16 protein-coding genes are annotated in these 19,710 nt (G+C 53.6%); 2 read left to right on the top strand and 14 right to left on the bottom strand.

The features are described from left to right. The 12 genes from Pla144_RS12420 to Pla144_RS12365 all read right to left on the bottom strand — a co-directional run bounded on the left by Pla144_RS12420 (position 1) and on the right by Pla144_RS12365 (position 14,257). Positions 1-1,047 (bottom strand): CpsD/CapB family tyrosine-protein kinase, encoded by a 1,047-nt coding sequence (locus tag Pla144_RS12420; RefSeq protein ID WP_146450986.1) that lies wholly within the window; start codon positions 1,045-1,047, stop codon positions 1-3. Between the two features lie 29 nt (positions 1,048-1,076). After that, on the bottom strand, positions 1,077-1,934 hold the full coding sequence (locus Pla144_RS12415; protein ID WP_146450985.1) for a hypothetical protein: 858 nt from the start codon (positions 1,932-1,934) through the stop codon (positions 1,077-1,079). Positions 1,935-2,579: 645 nt separating this feature from the next. Further along, positions 2,580-3,164: a hypothetical protein gene (locus tag Pla144_RS12410; protein WP_146450984.1), complete on the bottom strand. Its 585-nt coding sequence runs from the start codon at positions 3,162-3,164 to the stop codon at positions 2,580-2,582. A gap of 147 nt (positions 3,165-3,311) precedes the next feature. Then, positions 3,312-4,562 carry a reverse transcriptase family protein gene (locus tag Pla144_RS12405; protein ID WP_197530632.1) on the bottom strand — a complete coding sequence of 417 codons (1,251 nt, stop codon included), beginning with the start codon at positions 4,560-4,562 and terminating at the stop codon, positions 3,312-3,314. A 433-nt stretch (positions 4,563-4,995) separates the two neighbouring features. Next, positions 4,996-5,595 carry a hypothetical protein gene (locus Pla144_RS12400; protein ID WP_146450982.1) on the bottom strand — a complete coding sequence of 200 codons (600 nt, stop codon included), beginning with the start codon at positions 5,593-5,595 and terminating at the stop codon, positions 4,996-4,998. Between the two features lie 130 nt (positions 5,596-5,725). Further along, on the bottom strand, positions 5,726-6,859 hold the full coding sequence (locus Pla144_RS12395; protein ID WP_146450981.1) for a redoxin domain-containing protein: 1,134 nt from the start codon (positions 6,857-6,859) through the stop codon (positions 5,726-5,728). A gap of 266 nt (positions 6,860-7,125) precedes the next feature. Continuing rightward, on the bottom strand, positions 7,126-8,166 hold the full coding sequence (locus Pla144_RS12390) for a 3'-5' exoribonuclease YhaM family protein (protein ID WP_146450980.1): 1,041 nt from the start codon (positions 8,164-8,166) through the stop codon (positions 7,126-7,128). A 21-nt stretch (positions 8,167-8,187) separates the two neighbouring features. Further along, on the bottom strand, positions 8,188-8,670 hold the full coding sequence (locus Pla144_RS12385) for an ExbD/TolR family protein (protein ID WP_146450979.1): 483 nt from the start codon (positions 8,668-8,670) through the stop codon (positions 8,188-8,190). 44 nt (positions 8,671-8,714) lie between these two features. Beyond that, positions 8,715-9,197, bottom strand: a complete 483-nt coding sequence (locus Pla144_RS12380; protein WP_146450978.1) for an ExbD/TolR family protein — start codon at positions 9,195-9,197, stop codon at positions 8,715-8,717. A 22-nt stretch (positions 9,198-9,219) separates the two neighbouring features. After that, positions 9,220-9,957 carry a MotA/TolQ/ExbB proton channel family protein gene (locus Pla144_RS12375; protein WP_391580968.1) on the bottom strand — a complete coding sequence of 246 codons (738 nt, stop codon included), beginning with the start codon at positions 9,955-9,957 and terminating at the stop codon, positions 9,220-9,222. 212 nt (positions 9,958-10,169) lie between these two features. Then, entirely contained in the window at positions 10,170-11,219 is a 1,050-nt protein-coding gene (locus Pla144_RS12370; protein ID WP_146450976.1) for a tetratricopeptide repeat protein, read from the bottom strand. After that, the gene (locus tag Pla144_RS12365) at positions 11,216-14,257 is read right to left on the bottom strand and encodes a tetratricopeptide repeat protein (RefSeq protein WP_146450975.1); all 3,042 of its coding nucleotides are present in this window, start codon (positions 14,255-14,257) and stop codon (positions 11,216-11,218) included. Before Pla144_RS12365 ends, Pla144_RS12370 begins: the two co-directional genes overlap by 4 nt. 178 nt (positions 14,258-14,435) lie before the next feature. Between Pla144_RS12365 and Pla144_RS12360 the strand changes: the two genes are divergently transcribed. Further along, the gene (locus Pla144_RS12360) at positions 14,436-16,550 is read left to right on the top strand and encodes a hypothetical protein (protein ID WP_146450974.1); all 2,115 of its coding nucleotides are present in this window, start codon (positions 14,436-14,438) and stop codon (positions 16,548-16,550) included. A gap of 53 nt (positions 16,551-16,603) precedes the next feature. Next, a complete protein-coding gene (locus Pla144_RS12355; RefSeq protein WP_146450973.1) occupies positions 16,604-17,752 on the top strand; it encodes a sulfotransferase family protein in 1,149 nt (382 codons plus the stop codon). Here the strand turns inward: Pla144_RS12355 and Pla144_RS12350 are convergent, their stop codons facing one another. Both Pla144_RS12350 and fliR read right to left on the bottom strand, forming a co-directional pair. After that, on the bottom strand, positions 17,753-18,838 hold the full coding sequence (locus Pla144_RS12350) for an EscU/YscU/HrcU family type III secretion system export apparatus switch protein (RefSeq protein ID WP_146450972.1): 1,086 nt from the start codon (positions 18,836-18,838) through the stop codon (positions 17,753-17,755). It abuts the gene before it with no gap. 61 nt (positions 18,839-18,899) lie between these two features. Next, a complete protein-coding gene (gene fliR, locus Pla144_RS12345; RefSeq protein ID WP_146450971.1) occupies positions 18,900-19,703 on the bottom strand; it encodes a flagellar biosynthetic protein FliR in 804 nt (267 codons plus the stop codon). Between the last annotated feature and the right edge of the window lie 7 nt (positions 19,704-19,710).

Below are 19,710 nucleotides of genomic sequence, written 5' to 3'. Positions count from 1 at the left end.
CTAGTTGCTCACTTGATCGGAGCGATTACCAATCACTCCCAGGCAGGTCGATCCCAGCAGTTGACGCAGTGAATCAATGATATGCAATGTCGTTGGATCGCTGGATCCACTGGGGGCTACGATAATCGTCGTATCAAGTCGGCAATGCTCGACCATGCCTTGTACAGCCGAATATTCTTCCGGAGTCTGGGGAGTACCCAGGTCTACCAGCACAATGTCGTGGTGGTAGCGGAGTACCCCAGCGATCACGGCGGTTTGAATACTCGCCAGGCTTTCGTTGATCGATAAAACAGGCCCGCCAAGCGGAATGAGCGTCATGCAATCTGCAAGCGAATGCACGGCACACTCAGCCAGCGGAATTTCCCCGGCGAGCACGTCCTCCCAGCCCTGATCGAATTCCAGTCCAAGTCTCGTCGCCAAGTCACCCTGGGAGAAATTTGCGTCAACCACCGTCAGAGGGGTACCCGCCTGGGCAATCATTTTTGCCAGGCACATTGTCACCGTCGAACAACCGACTTTGGACTGTGTACCCACCAGTCCAACTAAGGCATGACCTTCCTGAGCCCTTTCGAGCAACAGATTCACAACAGGTTCGAGTAAATCTCTGGTCGACAGAAGCAATTGTTCAGTGATCGCAGGCCACTGGAAACCATCGACCTCAAACGCCGGGCTGAACACATTTTCGACTGGCTTGGGCGGGATTGCAAAGGCCGACAAAGGGCGTCGATCATTTCCCAGAGGTGGTAGCAGTATCGTTTCTTCGTTTTGGTCAACACTTGTGAAACTGGCTCGCTGCGCTGCAGCGACTGCCGAGTGCAGTTTCTGTTTGGAAGTCTCTGGCTGTATGGCGGGATGCACCAAATGGTCAGGTGGATCGAAACGCAATGCACTCACACCTTCAGGGGTCTCATGTGCAAACAGGCGTACCGAGGCCGCCGAAGCAGGTTGTTGCTTGCGAATTGTATAGGACGACGGTCTGCTCGCTGGGACCGCCGGCAAATGTTGATCTGCATACGCGTTGATAAACGCCTGGTCGATATTGCTCATGGAAGTCTAATCCTAATGCGACAAGGTAATTAACGAGCCATGGGACTCTCTGGAGAGGAAACTTCCGCCACTTCCGGCAAGCCATTGATTTCAACCTGGGGCTGAGCAACGTCGTTAAATGCCTTGCTCCAGTCGAGCGCCATCGGGAAGTTAGTAGTCGGGAAATGGATGGAACCCAAAGGCATCGCCGCCGTTGATTTCGTTTCTGGTACCTGCGACTCGACTTCAGGCTTTTCCGGTGAAGGGGCAGGGGACGCCGCTCGTTTGGCGTCGGTCGATTCTTGGGCGACTTCGGCTGGCCTCTGCGTCTCGATTAGTGGGATCGCCGATGCCGGTGGTTCGGATTCACTCACTTGGACACTTAGTGACCCATCATTGAGATCAAAATCCCGCAGGTCGAAGCTTGTCGGTTGTCCCCGCGCGATGAGCCAGTACAACAACCCCGCCGACGAGAGCAGAGCCAATGTGACGATCAGCCCTGCAAACGGCGCCAACTGGTGATGGGCCTGCGAGAAAACCTTTCGCCATCCGAATAGTCCCGGCCGCGATTTGCTCTTCTGTTGCACTTGCTGATAGGCTATCGCTTCTTGTTCTTCGAGGAGCGTTTTGGCCTCGAGGTGGGCCTCGTCCACAAAGCGTTGTTCAAGTTGCTCACGACGGGAGACGGTTTTCTCAGTGCGACCAGTCGTTGCGGCAATCTCAGCAAACGCTGGATGTGTCGATGCGGCAGGTTGGCCTGGCATGCTGGTGGCAGTCGATGAAGCAGGCTGCTGTCGAATTACAGCGGGCTTATCACCCACATGGGGCAAATCTGCCAGGAACAGAGGAGTTTCCGCTGTTCTAGTCAGAGGTACGGTTGGAGCTTGGGCTCGTCGAGGAATTGCCACGTCGATCATCCTTGTTCGACAGGAACGCTTGCGAGAAATATCACCAATAGCTAGCACCACCGGATTCTCGACGGCACAGCCTAATCCTATCTATCGGTGCTCACACTAACGACCTTGAAGGTCGTTCCGATTAGCGAGAGATTGTGGCGCTCACGGTGCTAGCAATGGAGGCCCACAAACGTGACGCCACTGCTCGGGGCGGCTGGTAACTGCCCGTAAGGTGGCCCTATTCTCTCAAGAATCTTTTTTTCAAAAACAAAACTCGCCTTCTTTCTTCGGGTTTGGAATGCTTCAACTCGTTGTTGGGTCAGTACTTACATCTATCATGGCAGGATCGATTTTTGTGAGTTTTGTAAAACAAAACTCCCCTGGGTGCTTTGTCCCGAAACTCGTTGCCCGACTCTCCGAGTCGAGATTTTTCCAATCCAGCAAAGCCCGCCTCGGCGAGGCGGGGAACGATCGCGGACAACGATCGTTGTCGCTTGGTTACAACAGGGAAGTCGACATGGATCGCGCCTAGTGGTTCGCGATTCCCATTATCTGAAATCGGGTGGCCAATTTCCACAACTATTTTTAGGCCAGTTGGGGAATAGGCGCGAGGCCAATCCTCTATCAACGTGCTGGCACACGGATCAACGATCGACGCTAGGTCGTACCTCTCGTCCTAGCCCTGTTAAGGTCATCAAGGCGATAAAAGGGCCACGCATCGTAGACAACCGTGTTCTTCCAGGATTGCCATTCAGGAGATTCGCGCCGCCTTGAACCAAAGATCACCCAAATGCTATAGGCTAAGACGATCACACTGGGGATTACGAGCGATGCGGCAAAAGTCTTATCTTTGGTTGCAAGCAGCGGTGTACAGATGAGCAACATAGCGATGGAACCGGGAAGACCCAAATTGAAACACAATGCCCAAAGGAACCGCCGACCTGATTCAGTTGGCATTGGGGGCCACTTATACTCTCGATCAGAGCGCAAAAACAGCACGCATCGACAAGCCATTTGCCGAACGTCGACGCTCACACGATGTCGCCCTTTGAGTCGGTACGGAAATAAGACATCACTGCTATACAAGCCGTAGCCGAACCCACCAATTTCTCGGACCGCTACATCGTATGACGATTCGTATTCCTCATAATACACGTCGTCAAAATCATCATTCGACATCCGTCCTGTCACCAGGCGTCGAAGATCTTGCGACAGTTTGTCTCTTTGGGAACGGTCAATCATTGAAGGGCTCTCGACTGAATCTACAGCGAGTTCCAAAGTGGAGGCTCATGAAGTGATGGGAAGTAAGCGTTGCCTGCCATTTGAAGTCCAAATCCCAAGATATTGGGGAGGGTCGGGTCAATGGTGTCTGTGTCGTTGGGACGCCAGCTACCACTCTACCTGCTCCAACAGCTGTCGTAACTTGCTTCCCTTACGTGGGTTTATCGACTCTACAAAAGCAACTCGACCATAAAGGTGTGCGCGAAAGTCGTCCTGTTCGCTACGGTTCTGAGTATGTGCTCCGAACCGTATACAGTTCGTCAGGATGGCTTTAAGGCGATCAATGTCGTTTCTGGCTAGATTAAGGTGCTTGTTTACGACTAGCCCGGCGATTCTTTGACGAACTCCGCGGCGCATAATGCGAGTCTTTCGGTGATGTACTCGAAATCCCTCCTCCATGGCAGTTGCGCAAACATGTATCTGAAATCTCTTGGCTACTCTTGCAAAGCTGTCATCGCCAGAAAACGCCAAGTCGTCCGCGTACCTTGTGTATACGGCTCCTACCGACTCAGCCAATGCAGATAGACGACAATCGAGTCGGTACGCGCAGAGGTTCGCCAGTGTAGGTGACGTTGGTGCTCCCTGTGGCAAGTGTGGATTAGCGTATAGCCATCGCACTTGGCGTATGTTTTTGGCCGGTGAATCGACCTTTGGGCTGTCCCAAACGTCAAGTGGTGTTGCATTACTGCACAAACCTGCGAGCGTATCGGCAACTAACTCTGGATAGCCAAGAGCGCGAAATAACGACTGCACCCGCGCGATCGAAATAGACGGAAAAAAGTCACTTAGGTCGATCTTCAACACTGCCATTTTATCAGTATGAGGTTCGGCGAATGTCTTGATCGAGCGACCCCGACGAAATCCATGTGCTGCAGTGTGAGGTGGGACGTTATTTAGAATGGTGGATAGGATTAGTGTTTGTATTACTTTGAGGCGAGGCTTTGGCGCTTCGATCAGTCGAATCCGTCCAAAGCGTTTTGTCACGGGTCTATATCGGTAGTGCCTTAACGCTCCCCGATTTCGCTTGTATTCAAACAGTTTTAAGTCGGCAAACCAGTTGAGTTCGCTTACCGTTATGCTGAGCAAATCAGCTAATTCTTTGATAGTACAAATCGACGGAAGTCGCCAAGTATTGGCTACCGCAATTGGATTCATGGTCGGTACGTTGATGAGCGGATGTACAACATGCACCTCGTGTTTTTCTAGTGCTCGTGAGAAGCCAAGATCTGACAGTATGAACTTGGTCAGAGCAATACTTCGAGGAAGTGGCTTCCCGTCATAAGCCGCCACGACTCGTCGTGCTAGTGGGCGTAGCCAACGCCATCGCTTTGCTAAGAGGTGACTAGCACGTTCAACCATCTCGTCCGACTCAAATTTCCCCGCAAGGAAAATCCTAGCAAGTGCATTTGCTGTATGATTGCGAGTGCTCATATTCAAAATGGGCGACAGAATACCCCAACGAGTCTGGTCCAGCGTGAGCTATCATGCGTGGAACGCGTCGCAGCTCACGCGCCGGAAATTCAACCATTCACGATTCCCTGGGGTAGCCCCAGAGAGGTTAGTCGAACTTTAAGTTCGAGCGTAACCAGCTTGGGATACTCTGTCGCCCCAAAAGTATTGGAGTGAACAGTAATCCGCATGTCGTCAAGAAACCTATCATACAGCTGACGAGAGATGGCCGGAAGCAAGTCCAGACAAGCACATACATTTCAGTGCGAATCGCGGATTTCGAGGGCAACACCACCGCCCAGCTACCAGCGAAACGCGGCTGCCGCGGCTGGCTGGCATCACACTAGACCTCCTTGCCGCTCTCCAACAGTACGGTCTCCAATTCGGATGGCGTGCACTTAGCGAAACTAAAAAGGGCTTCCACTTCGATCTTGCGACCTGACGACAATAAGCCAGAGCACCACGAGCCAAGATGGCTCTGCAAGTCACCGAGACACTTGGTCACCAAGGGCAAAGCCGCAACTTCTGACTCAGCAAGTTGTATTGTCAGGTTGTCGCGCAGTTCGACGCCACATTGCTGTAAAATATTGTCCGAGAGACCGCAGTATTGGATCGGAAGGGACTCGCGAAGCCAGGCAAAGGTGAGCAAGTCAGCAGGATCGGCATCGCCCCAAAAAAGCAGCTGGCGCGACCCGACTTGCGAACGAAACCAGTATAAATCATCGTCTGAAGGCAACCCACCCCGCAGAATTGCAGCAAAGGTCTGGTTCCCTTCTAGGTCGTGAACTAATCTGCGTATGCTGTCCGTCTTAGTACTGTAGAGGATTGTCTCTGTGCCGGGTTTCGGAGGAACGACAGTAAATGGATAGCCACTCGGACAAGCGAAGAAGTCACCGCCATCGAGTTCGTGTGTTGCGAACCAGTCTCGTATCTCGTCTAGCATGCCCTCCAGCCTACATAGATGCCGAGTGCTCGACTAGCAGACCGGCGGCAGTTGGCAGGCTGCTTGCGGAGTGAACATTCTCTATTTTGGGCGAGTCTACCCGACTCGACAGGCTTGGAAGCCTGCGCCACTAGTTTTGCTCGGCGTAGGTCCGGCCCAGGTGCTCTACAATGACCCTTTTGAGTTTGGCTGCATCAAACGAATCGTGGATGCGGTGGACGACTGTGCCATCGGGGTCAATCAGGACCGTGTAGGGGAGGGCCCCTTGCCATGCGGGATCGACGGCTTCGAATAGGTCGTCGCGGGTTTGGGCGTCCAGGAGGTAGTTCGTGGCCGAGCAGTGTTTTTCATCGAGTACTTTCTCGGCGGCTTTGGCATTGGATAATTCGTCGGCTGAGACGGTGATCAACTCAAAAGGCCGCTTGCGGTACATGCGGTGCATGGTTACCAATTCTTCAAGCTCTCCCACACAGGGGGCACACCAGGTGGCCCAGACATTGACCAGGCGGTACTTGTCCGATTTCTGGGTGAGTCGCGTGTGCAGTTCTTCGGGCGTGATCGTTTTAAGCTCGGCTTCTTCCTGGTTCCACTGTGCCAAGGACTCCTGGGCCGACTCGCGTTTGTCGGACCATTTGGTGGAACAGCCGAAGACTCTGGTAGTCGGGACGGTGACCTCTTTGCCAGAGAGCAACTCTTCGAGAGCGTTGCGGGCGTCGTGCGATGCGGGTGGCTTGACGTCGTTGTCGTCGATTCGCCCCACATAGCGGAGTTTGCGCTCCGCATCGAAGAGGTAGACGTGCGGAGTCGCCCGTACTCCGTAGGCCCGCGAGGTTTCTTGGGTTTCGCCATCGTAGAGATAAGGGAACTCAAATCCCTCGTCCTGGGCTCGAGTTTTCATGTCTTCGAAGGAGTCATTCAAATCCGAATAACCAAGTTCGTCGAGTCGCACAGCCAGCGGGTCGTTGGGTGATATAGCCACGAGTGCCACGCCACGATCCTGGTACTGGTCATTGAGCTGCTTGATTCGTGCTTCGTAGGCCTGGGCGGTCGGACAGTGATTGCAGGTGAAGATCACCATCAAGAGCTTGGCATCGGCGAAGTCCGACAGGGAGTAGGTTTTGCCGTCGACGCCGGGGAGTTCGAAATCGGGGGCCGCTGCTCCGATCTTGAGAGTTTCCACCTCCAGGGCAATTGAGCTTGGCGGATTTGCAAACAAGAGGATTGCTAAAACTAACCAGTGAGCAAGGTAGGTGCATCGTGTCATCGGATGTGCTCGCTTTGAGTTCAGTGTTAGGAATGATTTACTTTTTCAGTTCGTCAGGGAATTTAATGGCCATTGTGAAAATCTTTTGAGTCTTTGAGCGGATTTAGCATCCGCACGCAACTTTGGTATCCCTTGGGGATAAAATATTTTGGCACAAACCTTTTCGGTTTGCAAAAAATTACTCCACACTCACAATCTTGACCATTCAATTCCGCGGGCATCGATGATCCTAACCGCGAATGGAAAAGGTTCCCGGAAGCGCCTTATTACGCTTCTTCCCCTTCACCGCCGCGATAGATCTTCTGCCTGAGCGGGTTGCGATTGCTCGTGAATGGGCCCTCGGCCGGGTCATCTTCCAGGGCCATCGCCATCATTTGCAGTTTGGCGTCGAGGTCGTCGGCGTGGTGGACGATCAGGGCCTCGGGGGTCATCGGGGCTTTGGGAGAGCCCCATTCAGGGAGCCGTTGGTGGGCCACGATGATGTGTTCGAGCCGCAGAAGTTTCTCGTCGGAGATGGTATTCTCTTCAGCCGTCTCGCGGATGATGTCGCGGCCCTGCAGGATGTGTCCGATGAGGGTCCCCGCGGGTGTGTACTCTGCCCCGGCGGGAGTGGCGGTTAGTTCGCGGACCTTGCCGATGTCGTGCAGGATGCCGCCGGCGATCACCAAGTCTTTGTCTAACTGCATCTCGGGATACAACTCGGCATACTTGTCGGCAAAGTAAGCACACGTTTTGGCGACACTGAGTACGTGTTCCAGGAATCCTCCGACGTGAGCGTGGTGATTGTACTTGGCTGCCGGGAGTGTGAGCAGAATAATCTGATACTCTTCGAGAATTGACTGTACAAAGGTCGAAATCTCCGTGTCTTCGATGAAATCCTTGGTGAGCGAAATCAGTTCTTCGTACATCTCATGCGGATCGAATCGCGAACTAGGCAAGCACATCTCTGGGCGAAAGCCCTCGGCGGTATCCGCTTCGACGACGGGTCGAATCTTGCGGATTTCCAGTTGCGGGCCGTAGTCGGTCTCTCGGTAAAGGGCTCGCAACTTATAGAACTCGCCCACCGTCCATTGGTCCCGACAGACGGTCGACCAACTCGTGTCGTTCCAGATGGGAAAGCTCACCTCGCGCTGGGCATCACGAAAAGTCACTTTATGGTAGGGCTTGCCATTCTTGGTGGTAAGTTCTTCCTTGGCAGAGAGCAGGGCAAAGAAATCTGCCTCCTGGCCGTTGGTGAGTGCTGACAGGGTTGTGAGCGAAGACGATACGTCACCACCATCAAAGAGAGAAGTTTGGGCTTTGGACATGATCGTACCCTTCTTAAGCAGTTACTCGTTCAGTGGTGCGAACCGCACCCGATCCACGAGCTTGTGTTGCTCTCCATTATCGTCAACATAACCTGTGATTGCTGTGATCGCGTTCATCGCAAATCGATATTTGAGATTATAGTCGGCATCGATCTCCACTTCCTGGTCCGAGGAACCGGGACCTGCTTCATCGCCGATGAGATCACGAATTCTTGTTTGCAGGTGGTAGAATGGAGCATCCCCATCGAGGACCACATCACCAAATTGCACGCGGGCCAATTCCCCCTGAGGAGTTGCCCTCAACCGGACCCTCAGCAAGGGGGACTCGCTCATCGCGCTGGCCGTACTTGTCTGGGCCGAGGGCATGCGGATATTAAAATCCCCCTCGGGCAACACAATCTTAAACGTGAACACAAAAAACACCATCAATTGAAATACGATGTCAATCATCGGCGTCATCTGCAAGACGATGTGTTCGCGGTGATCGGTATTGCGAAATTTCATTTTGGAAGTCGCGAGTTGTGAGTTACGAGGCGCGAGTTGTAATACTATTCAGGTTGCATTTGTCGTTCGCCGCCGAGGGTGGGGATGTCGCTTTGTTTGCCGCGCAGGGCAAAGGCTTCGAAGCCTAGTTCCTGAGCGATCTGGATCACTCGCTGCACCATGCCCGTCTTGGCATCCTCGTCACCACGAATGATCACCGTGACGTCGGCAATATCCTTATTCGTCAATCGCTTGATTATCTGTGTCTCTTGCAAGAGATCCGACCGCAAAGCTCCAATGGAGGTGAGTTCCTTGCCGCCGTAGATGAAATGGTCATCATCAGTCAGATGAATTGTCAGCGGCTGTTCGTAAGGGGCCTCGGGAGGTCGGGCCAATTCGCTGGCGGGCAGCGTAACACGTTGGTCCTGTTCGACTTCCGAGAAATTGATCACGAACATGAAAAAGGCGATCAACTGGAACGCCATATCGATCATGGGGGTCAAATCCCCTTCGACAATTCCCTGTGGTCCCCGTGGCCGAATACGCATGGCTGAAAAACTCCGACTCTCGTTACGGCTGCGTGGGTTGTTTCTGGAAACGGTTCATCAGGCCTTCGCTGACGATGCCGACCTCCAGCACCAGTCGTGCCACGCGATTGCGAAGCAGGTTATAGGCCGCCAGAGCGGGGATTGCGAGCGCTAGACCCACGAGAGTAGTGAAGAGGGCCGTCGAAATACCCTGAGCGAGCGACTGGGGATCGGGAGCACCCGTGGCTGTGTTGGCGATCGTTTTGAAAGAGCTGATCATACCACTCACCGTACCCAACAGACCAATCATGGGACTCAGCGATCCGATCAAGGCCAGATAGCTAAGCCGATGTTCCAATCGCATATTTTCTTCTTCGCCCACTTCTTGCATCGCTTCGATGGCCTGGTTGTAGCCGGCAGAAACTTTTGACAAGCCCGCCGACAAGACATGGCCCAAGAAGGATTCATCACTCTTGGCCAGATCGTAGGCCTGCTGATATTGCTTGGCATCGAGTTGTTTCTCAAAACCTTCGACAAGCGTGCTGGGGATGACATTCTCCCTGCGCGCTGTGAGGAGGTTCATCACAAACAGCGCCACCAGCGAAAAAGAGAGGCCGAGAAACACGAGGCCGTAAAACCACCCCAAAGAGCCGGCAGCCCACTGCAAATAGCTCACCTGTTCGACAGCGGATTCAGTAGCAGCTACATCTCCCGAGGCAGTCGGGTCCTGTGCAGAAACTAGTTGAAGTTGAAAACAACAGACCAACAGCGGCAATGACATTAGGACATAAACTGTCAACCGCCAGACGCGCTGTGTATTAGGAAAAAGTGGTGTGGCCAGTTGCATGGTTTAGAATGCTCCAAGTGCAGAGGAATTTCGCGAACCTCAAATTGGCTGACGCGAGGTTACTATTCAGATGTTCTAATCTAACGTACTAACTCATTTCTTGCCACGATCAAATCGTCCCCCATTTTTCGCCCAATCGCTTCATCTTAACGCCCTGACCAGGGACTCAATGGGTATTGCTCGCTGAGGCGCTGCTGGGCATCCTTTGCACGGGTGGGCTGTTTCAAGTCCTCCCAGATCCGAGCCAGCTTATACAATGCTTCGGCATGCTCATCAGGCGCGGTGGCAAAGAGCAAGTCAACGTGCAGGTAGGCATTTCTGGCTGACTTGAGATTGCCTGCCGCCAAATAACTATCCCCCAGAGCGTTGTATCCTTGTGCCAATAGCTGCTCCTCATCGCTGGGGGCGGCGACGATCATTAGTTTAATCGCTTCGATTCCTTCTTCGCTTTTACCGGCAGCCGACATGCTGACGGCCCGCTGCAGTTTGGCCGTCGTAAGCATCTCTTCTGCACCGGTGTTGCCACTGGCCAGTTTGATTGCAGCGTCAAACTGTTCGATAGCCCCGTTGGGGATTCCTTCACGTTGCAGCAATTGGCCAACTAACAGCGCCGAACGAGCCTTGTAATAAGCGGCGGGAGCTTTCGCCAGAGTTTCGTATTTCTTGCGAGCAGAAGCAGCGTCTCCCGCAGCAAGATACAAATTACCTTGAAGTTCGATCACTTCCGGGACATGGTAGCTGGTGCGATTCGTTGAGAGAAAACCTCCCGCGGCGGCAATGGCTTCCTTCATGTCTCCTTTGCCGGCCAATGCCAGATCTCCCTGAACGGTGGCCGAAAGGAATTCGAACTCTTGCCGGACTTCGGGGCGATCCATCTCGGTTGGATCCAGATTCCCTAATGCTTCCTGCGCGGAGTCAAATCGGCTTCGGTTGAGCGCCCTGCGAATGGAATTGAATTGAGGCGGTTCCCCATCAAACGTGATGCTGCGGATTTCTTCGGCGGGTATCTGGCTGGTGACACCACTCTTGGAGATGGTCACACCGAGGGGAGTGGTCTCAGTAACTTGCCCCGAATCGGAGCCATTGCGTCGCTGCACACGGTCGATCCCCGTTTGAGCTTGGGCTGGCAAGCAAATAAATAAAATTGCAAGCCAAGCAACGCAAGCAAGATTGAGAAGACAACGAAATTGATTCATTTTTGTGACTCCTTCAACAACGAGTCGAACTTCTGTTGCCAGTTTGGTCCCCCCAGATCGGGATAAAGTTGCTTAAGTGTTTCGATGCTCTGACGAACGGTCGCCTTTTGCTCGGTGCGTTGCGTGCCATTGGCCATGTTTGCGGCTGCCAACCTTGCCTCGGCGGCATGATAGCGGGCATTGAAAAACAGGTCGTAGTATTTGGCTGCTAATGCAACCGAAGCAGGATCGGTCTTGAGAGCGGCATTTCGCTTGGCCAAGTCAGCGAACTTTGCCATCTTCAGCCAACCCCATATCAGGTTCTTACCATTCACCTGTGGTTGAGCGCCTTGGATTGATGCTTCGATCTTTTCAGGATCGGACTGGGTGGCTCCCCATTGCTGCAAAGCCTCGGCAGCGGCTTGCTGGAGTTCCAAAATATTCGGCTTGTCAGTCAAGACTGCTGTGAATTGCTCGATGGCTGGCTCAAATTTCCCCTGAGCGAGCAGGCTTTCGCCCAGTTTCTTGCGGACCGCCAGCACTGCCAGTTCACTCGGGGCAGTTGAGGGATCTTTTTCGGCGGCAGCAATGAGATCGCGATATGCTTTTTCAGCTTGTTCGAGGTAGCGTTCAGCGTCGGATCCGCGAAGGCTTCCCCCTAGTTGCATACTTGTCTCGGCGAGCCAAGTTTGTACCGACCAACTCTGGGAATCGCCTCGCTCGGCTACTCTTCGTAAAAGACCGGCAAAGGCGGCGGCCACACTGCGAGCCTTGGCTTGGTTGCCACTGGCGGTGAGAGCCTTGATCTCTTTCTGCAATTGCAGGCCAAGATTGACATAAATGCTGGTGAGTTGTTTCTGGGCCTGGGGAGAGGAGCCGGTAACTCGATCCAATCGTTCCATCATGGCGATGGCCTTCTTCTCTTGCGGGGGATCGACTGACAAATACACCTGTAAAGCAGCCTTGAATGTTTCGAGGGCGAAGGCCGAATTGCCACCAAACTCTGGGTGATCGAGTTGTGCGAGTGGCCCAACCGTGGGATTTTCCAAGACCGCAAGCGCCTGTTTGGCATCTCCTTCGCCGAGCAGATACTGCACGTAATACAGCACACTCGCGGCTTGAGCGAGGTTGAGCTTCGCATCGTTTGAAAGCGACTGATAACCCTCGGCCAAATTTTTCGCGGCTCGAGACTTGAATTCCTTCGAGGTTGGGTCAGAAGCTGGGTTACTCTCCGCAGCGAGTTGCAAATATCGAGCCCACAACGAACCTCCCAAACTCAGACTTGCCGAGCTACGAGACTCGGCAGGCAACTTGGCCAGCAATTGGTCTGCTTCGTCGAGATTATTTTCACGCATCGCGATCGAGATCAACAAATTGGTGGCCGTCACTGCGGCGGGGGAATCATTCCAGTTTGCCACGATCAGTTCGGCAATCTCGCGGAGTTTCTGGCTAGCCTCAACAAGAGCGTCTTTTTTGTTGGCTGCTTGCGCTTCGAGGAAGAGTCCTTCGTAAACAGCCAGGGTGACTTGGGCGGCTGTGGAAGCGAAGGGGCTATCGGGATGTTCTTGGGCAATCTCAAGGCCCAGTGCAGCGGCTTCACTGGTGCGACCTTGTTCCCAATAAAGGCGACTGAGAAAATAGCGGGCTTCCACCAATTGGTCCTTGGAAACCTCTGAACCGCCCAATTTGAGAGCCGATTCGAAATATCGAATTGCGGCCTCACGGTTTTCGCGGGCTTGCTGTTGAAGATCGGAAACTGCATCGGGATTGTTCTTGACTGCCAATTTCGCGGCAAGCTGCGAGGATCCCATTTGTTCTATCGCCGCCTTGCCAGCTTCAAAAGCGTCTTTAAAGCCTTTCACCTCTACGGGTTTAGAGCCATTTTCCCCAGAGAGAGCTAGGGCAGCCCGGGCTTCATTTTGAAACTCGCCCGACTGGCGCGCGACCTCACGGAGAAGTTTGCGGACCTCGGTTCGCATGCGGCTTACGTTTCCACTTACTTCATCGCTATCGATCTTGTGGTTGTAGGCATTCGCCAAGCGAAAAGTAACGGCAAGCCACTCTGGCTGTTCGAGTTCTTCACCGCGTGAGCGATCGAGCCACTCGCTGCACTCTTCGATGGCTTTGTCGGGCTCATTAGAAGCAAGATGGCATTCGGCCCGATAGCGTACGGCCCGTGCAAGTAGCTTGCGAAAATCAGCATGGCCAACTGGATGACCCACAAGTGATTCGTAAATTTTCAAAGCCTTCTTGCAATTACCCATGTCCTGATAGCAGCGCCCCTCATAGAGCTGGGCGTAGAATCCTACCAGTTTGTTCTCATATTCTTTTTGAAGTCTCGCAAAACCATCGGCAGCATCTTCCAAGACTTCGTGGCGCTCAGCAGAGTCGGGGGCATAGGTCCGCGCTTTTTCATAGTTCAAGTTGGCCAGCAAGAATCGCACTTCCGCTTGCTTGTCTTCCAGCTCTTGCCGCTGTTTGAGTACCTCTTTATTCGATTGCCCCGGTTGGACTTGAGAGAGGGTGCCCAATTGCTCGGCAATCGATCGATCGACTTGTTCTAAGGTCGTAGCAGCCTCTACAAGCATAGTTCGGGCCTGCTCGCGAAGTTGATCCGAAGCACCCTGCGGAGATAACTGCTCTGCCTTTTTCAGCACCGAAAGTCCCTGGTCAGCGAGTAGATTGCCGAGTTTGCCCAGCGCCGTAAGAGAATAAGGTGAATTCGGATTTTTGGCGGCAAAGTTGCGCAAACCTTCTGCTGCCTCGGAGAGCATGGCTTGCCGTTGATTGGCGTTGACTGTCCTGCGGGCGAGATCACTGCGAGTGACAGCCATTTCGAATTCCACGCGACCGAGAAACTCGGGCGTGGCCAGGGGATCGTCACTGGCCTGCTCTAGATATTCCAGGGCGACGTCATGCCAACCCTTCTCGCGCAATTTGTCGAGAAAATCACCCGATCGATCGTCTGCCAGAGTCGTGCCACATAGACCGGCGGCGAAAAGTAACAGCCAGAACATCGCAGCGTCCAGAGATCGACATGCCATGTGTCTATTGTTCATGTGAGAATATTCATCTGTTCCTGAAGCCAGCTTTATTTTACACAATCTCTATGGTTAAACCAGCAGGGAAAGGTCTCGATGAAATATGATAAACTGTAGGGGATAGCGTGGGTTTTCACCCTGATCTCCGTCGTGTGGGACACTGAAGCCTAATAGACATTAAGATTGAACTACTCCTATGCTGCGATTCACTTCTGTCCCATCAACCAACCGTTCCCGCCTGCTGAGCAAAGCAGGTTGGCGAGTTTGGCTACTAGTGGGTCTGCTGGGGATCGTGATCGTTTCGATGCAGGCCCTCGAACAACCGACGACGGTCGAACGAATCGACTCCCTCTTCCGGCCCGTTGCGAGTAGTGATGATCGGCCCACAATGCCCACTGGGCCTATCTTGGCGATAGCTGCCGGCGATTCGCCACAAGAATCGGCGCCTCGGAATGCACCATCAGTTAAAAGTAAGTCCACTGAGTCTTCCGTTGATTTCTCAGACATCGAAGACAATACGTATTTTCGTTCCGAAGAGAATGAGGCCTGGTTTGCGATCCTGGATGGACTGTGCAAGAAAAGTTCGCAGCAAATTCGCTCTCAATCTGTGGGAGAGTTGACCTATGCCCAGTTGATTTCCCAGCCGAATGTCTACCGTGGCAAGGTCGTGACTATGGCGGGGAGGGTGCTTCGTGAAGAAACATTGGATGCTCCCGCAAACGACTTCGATATCAATTCTTACCATCGCTTGGTGATCCGTCCTGCTGGCGGCGGAGTTTGGCCGATTATTGTTTACAGTCTCGAACTGCCTGAAAGTTTTCCCCGCGGCGACAGCCTCAACGTTGAAGTGTTGGTGCAAGGAGTGTTCTTCAAAAATTGGTCGTACGCGTGGGAGGAAGGCTTAGGATTGGCACCTGTGCTGCTGGCTAAAACGGTTGACACTGCTCCTGGTTCTTCAGACAAAAAGGCTGGTTATGATTCGCGCGAGTCTACCGTTCAGAGGCCAAGTAAAACTGTCGTCGAAGAAAAAGGTAGTTTTCGTGATGTCCTGGAACTGATCGGCTTAGGACCCGCAGTGCTACAAACGATTTCAGCGAAAGCGGATTTGACTGATGCCGATTGGCACATTCTGGCACCACTCTTTGCCCGCTTGACACAGCACAAGGCAGCAGACCTTGCCCGCTGGACTTTGCCGGCGGCAGACTTGGCTTCCGCATCCGTCGGCGACCTGTTTAAGGTTTCCGGAACGGCGCTTGAGTGCGAATCTATCCCGATTCCCGTTGAGTTTGCGCCATTGCTCGGCGTTTCCGAAATTTATCGCTGTCGATTGCAAGCGAAAAATTCGCAAAGCGTAACTTTGTTTACTCCAGAAATCCCCAAGAGTTGGCTGGGGAAATCCAAGATGTTGGAACCGGTAGTATGTCGAGCGGTTTTGTTGCGAGACATCGATCAATCCAAAATCATGGCCACTAACCGCCTGAGTTGGTTCCCGGAGAGTGGTGTTGGCAGCGGAAAGCTGCTCCTCTCGCAACACGGGATGGACGCCTCGCTGTGGGATGCCGTCGCGCAACGCGGAGAGTTTGCTTCCCCCGAGTCCAGTCGCGAAGCAGAAGCCTTCTTCTCGGCCCTAGCCGCATTGGACGCTGTTGCTGCTGACCAGCTGTCAGCACAAGTCTCGGCACATTTCGATTGCCTGGCGAAAACGCCACCGGTTGCGGATGAAATAACCGAGAAAAAAATCGCCGCCACGATTGCCGAGCAGGCCCAGCATGGGTTGTCGTCTGTCGTACCACTGTTTCTCGCTCCGGAGGGGCAAGTTGGCGAATTGGTCCGTCTGGAAGGAATCGCCCGTCGAGCAGTGCGGATTGTGGAGCAGGCCGAATTGGAAGATGGCAATCTTAATGAAAGATTCGACTACTATGAATTGGAGCTATTCACGCGCGACTCGCAGAACTTGCCCGTGATAGGTTGTGTCACGCAATTGCCAGCCGGTTTTCCTCTGGGGGACGAAATCCGGGAGCAAGTCCGCCTCGAGGGGGTATTCTTCAAGAGCTGGCGATATCGGTCGCGAAAGCTCGTCGATAGCAACGGGGAGACAAGTCGCCAGCAGCAACGCTATACTCCTGTAGTGCTGGCAGGAAATGTGACATGGATTCAGTCCGTCTCTGACCGGTCAAGTTGGTGGGGACCCATCGCGGGCATAGGGTTTCTCATAATCTTGGCTGTTGCTTGGGCAAGTTTTTTCGCTCATTGGCGAAATGACCGAAGCCCAAGGGCGAAAGACGATCTAATCGATTTACCGAATCTTTAACCTACTTTCCAGTGGCAATTGACAACGGGCTACGGACCACTGACGATTTCCCTATGAGTGTTCTCGACGAACGACTGGCTGCCCCACACCGAAAGCGGGTCGTGAAAAATCCGGTTCCATGGTACACGCCGCGCTTCTGGCATGGTATGCGGTTCTCCACATGGATCGGCACACTGGCTCACAATCATTTCGACGTGTCCTTCACGAAGTCACACACGGCTGCCAGCATCACGCTCGTTTCTGGGCTCAATAGCTTTCTCGCTTTGCTTGACCGACTCGTTTATTCTCGGAAAGTTGAAGAAGTTGAGATCCCACACTCTCCGCTCTTCATCCTGGGGCATTGGCGGGCTGGAACCACGTTCTTGCATGAGCTATTGATTTGCGATCCGGAGCACACCTATCCCAACACCTATCAATGCTTTGTGCCGCATCACTTCGTGCTGACTGAAACATGGCTCGCGCCGCTGACAAGCAAACTTATCCCAAGCCGCCGACCGATGGACAACATGGCAGCAGGTTGGCGACGTCCTCAGGAAGATGAGTTTGCGCTGAGCAATCTAGGTGTGCCGACTCCTTATCTGTCGATGTTGTTTCCCCGGCGAGGTGAGGCCTATCCAGAGTATCTGGACCTGCGCGCGCTGGAACCCGCGCAGCGACAGTTGTGGGGCACCGCCCTGCATGAATTTTTCAAGCGGGTGACGTTCCGTGATTCCCGCCGGATCATCGTCAAATCGCCCCCCCACACGGCCCGGGTACGCACGCTCTTGGAACTCTATCCCGACGCGAAGTTCGTTCACATTGTCCGCGATCCCTATGATCTTTTTGTGTCGACGATGGGACTGTGGAAGTCGCTAAACGAAGTGCAACGCATCCAAGTCTTGGGAGACCAAGAGTGGGTGGAAGAGTATGTGCTGGGCTCCTTGGAACGCATGTACGCTGCCTACGAGGAAGATCGCCAGCGCTTAGCTGAGAACCAGATCGTCGAACTACGCTACGAAGATCTGGTCCAGGATCCGCACACTTGTGTCCGCAAACTATATGCAGAACTTGAGCTGGGAGAATTCGCCAGTGTTGAGCCCGCGTTGAATGAGCACCTGGCAGCGGTCAAGAATTATCATCCGAACCACTACGAGATAGCCGATGAGAAACGTGCCATGGTTCGTGAACGTTGGGCAGGTTATTTTGAGAAGTATGGTTATTGATTACGCCGCTTGCGGCATGGTCGGCATTTTCTTGCCTTTGAGTTGGTAGACATACGCCAGCACTTCGGCCACGGCTGCGTAGCTCTGATCGGGGATCGGGTGGTTGATGTCTACTTCTTTGTAAAGCAACTGGGCCAGTGGTTTGCGTTCGACCACGGGGACATTATTCTCCAGAGCCAGACGGCGAATCCGCTGGGCGATCACGCCGGCACCTTTGGCCACCACGATCGGGGCACGCATTTCTGCGGGATCGTATTGAATCGCTACAGCTAACTCCGTAGGGTTAGTCACCACGACGTCGGCCTTGGGGACCTTGTCGCCGATGCGGTTCAATGCCATTTGTCTTTGGACGGCGCGGCGGCGGGCGATGATTTGAGGGTCCCCCTGCAGGTTTTTCATTTCGTCGAGGACTTCACGGTGGGTCATCTTCAAATCTTGTTCGTGTTTCCATTTCTGGTAGGCATAATCAAACATGGCCAGCACGAACAGAGCCACACCAACCCACAAAGCGGTGGATAGCAAGATGTCAATTAAGAAGAAGGCCAATTCTCCCGTGTCAAACCCGCTGCTGAAAAGTACCTGGGCATGACGTTGATAGACAACGGTTGCGGCGACGATCGAGACGATCGTAATCTTGAACATGCCAAATCCAAGTTTCACGGCTCCGGTGAGCGAAAGGATCCGCTTGAGCCCGCTAAGTGGATTGAGTCGGCCAATGTCCGGAGCCAAACGGTCGGGCACAAACAATAATCCTGTTTGAAAGATGCTCGAGAGGACCCCGGCGGCAGCTAGCAGACCCAGGATTGGCAAGAGGCTTTCTCCCCAGGAGTCGACGACTTGTTGAGAATGGGCGATGGAATCCGCCGGCTGCATCGCGAGTGGGCCGACGGTTCCTAGCTGGTGACGCATGAAGTTGCCGGCCATTTCAGCCAAGCCAACTCCCCAGTAGCGGATCAGGAGCACCCCGACTATCAACAGTGCTGCGCTTCCCAAATCCTGGCTGTATGCCACTTGTCCCTGTTTACGGGCTTCGTCGCGGCGATGCTGAGTCGCGTCTTGTGTTTTTTCGCCCGCTTGTTCAGCCATTTGATTGTGTTAGTTGAGGGGACGGGGGACTGGTGAGTGGTGAATGACTTGATCCTAACCGCTAACGAGACGCGGCTGATGCTTCATTCGTTGATTGCAGCGTATTGGTTAAGAGATCGAGTGCCGTGGAGGTTTGTTGCGGAAAAGCCCAGGCGACTACTCCGATCGAGGTAAACAGACATCCCAGAGACAAGAGTGCATTCACGCTAAAACCGACCGCCAGGATGTTGATTTGGGGCAGGGTTCGCCCTATAAGTCCCAATACCAACGTCGCCAGCAAGAGCGCCGTCATGGCCGGAGCTGCGGCGCGAATTCCCAACACGAAGCTTTGCCCTAAAAGGGTGGTCAATGTTTCGACGTAGCTAACCCCCAGCGAAGCCTCTCCCGGCGGGAGATGCGAGAACGTATCAAGGAGGGCGTCCATTGTCACTCGGTGTCCATCAAGCAAGACAAACATGGCGAGTGTGAGAAAGTAAAAGAACTGAGAGAATACAGAGACATTCTCGTCCACGTTGGGATCGAATACGTCGGCCAGCGCGGTACCTCCCAGTTGGCTGATGATCTGTCCGGTCAGTTGAATCCCACTCAAGAGGATTGTGATGCCGAAGCCCAGTAGCAAGCCGATCAGCACTTCGCTCAACAGGAGCTTGGAGAAGACCAAGAGTTTCGTAATATCGACAGGCGCGTGTCTTGCCAGCAGCGGTGTCACCAACAGCGAGATCATCACCGTAATCAGCGCGCGGCCGACAACGGGAATTGCTTTGCTGCCGAAGATCGGAGCCGTCATCACGAGGGCTCCCACGCGGCCCAGCACCAGCGTAAAGGTCCCCAGATGCACGAGTAGCAGATTTTCTATCACGGTCATTCAGTTG

The sequence above is a fragment of the Bythopirellula polymerisocia genome, from assembly GCF_007860015.1.
GTDB lineage: Bacteria > Planctomycetota > Planctomycetia > Pirellulales > Lacipirellulaceae > Bythopirellula > Bythopirellula polymerisocia.
This window is presented reverse-complemented; position numbering and strand designations above follow the sequence as displayed.

Excerpts from the sequence above, each read along its gene's own strand:
- Pla144_RS12380 (WP_146450978.1), bottom strand. The coding sequence starts at position 9,197 with ATGCGTATTCGGCCACGGGGACCACAGGGAATTGTCGAAGGGGATTTG.
- Pla144_RS12390 (WP_146450980.1), bottom strand. The coding sequence starts at position 8,166 with ATGTCCAAAGCCCAAACTTCTCTCTTTGATGGTGGTGACGTATCGTCT.
- Pla144_RS12370 (WP_146450976.1), bottom strand. The coding sequence starts at position 11,219 with ATGAATCAATTTCGTTGTCTTCTCAATCTTGCTTGCGTTGCTTGGCTT.
- Pla144_RS12400 (WP_146450982.1), bottom strand. The coding sequence starts at position 5,595 with ATGCTAGACGAGATACGAGACTGGTTCGCAACACACGAACTCGATGGC.
- Pla144_RS12355 (WP_146450973.1), top strand. The coding sequence starts at position 16,604 with ATGAGTGTTCTCGACGAACGACTGGCTGCCCCACACCGAAAGCGGGTC.
- Pla144_RS12420 (WP_146450986.1), bottom strand. The coding sequence starts at position 1,047 with ATGAGCAATATCGACCAGGCGTTTATCAACGCGTATGCAGATCAACAT.
- Pla144_RS12375 (WP_391580968.1), bottom strand. The coding sequence starts at position 9,957 with ATGTCATTGCCGCTGTTGGTCTGTTGTTTTCAACTTCAACTAGTTTCT.
- Pla144_RS12360 (WP_146450974.1), top strand. The coding sequence starts at position 14,436 with ATGCTGCGATTCACTTCTGTCCCATCAACCAACCGTTCCCGCCTGCTG.
- Pla144_RS12365 (WP_146450975.1), bottom strand. The coding sequence starts at position 14,257 with ATGAACAATAGACACATGGCATGTCGATCTCTGGACGCTGCGATGTTC.
- fliR (WP_146450971.1), bottom strand. The coding sequence starts at position 19,703 with ATGACCGTGATAGAAAATCTGCTACTCGTGCATCTGGGGACCTTTACG.
- Pla144_RS12385 (WP_146450979.1), bottom strand. The coding sequence starts at position 8,670 with ATGAAATTTCGCAATACCGATCACCGCGAACACATCGTCTTGCAGATG.
- Pla144_RS12405 (WP_197530632.1), bottom strand. The coding sequence starts at position 4,562 with ATGGTTGAACGTGCTAGTCACCTCTTAGCAAAGCGATGGCGTTGGCTA.
- Pla144_RS12350 (WP_146450972.1), bottom strand. The coding sequence starts at position 18,838 with ATGGCTGAACAAGCGGGCGAAAAAACACAAGACGCGACTCAGCATCGC.
- Pla144_RS12395 (WP_146450981.1), bottom strand. The coding sequence starts at position 6,859 with ATGACACGATGCACCTACCTTGCTCACTGGTTAGTTTTAGCAATCCTC.
- Pla144_RS12410 (WP_146450984.1), bottom strand. The coding sequence starts at position 3,164 with ATGATTGACCGTTCCCAAAGAGACAAACTGTCGCAAGATCTTCGACGC.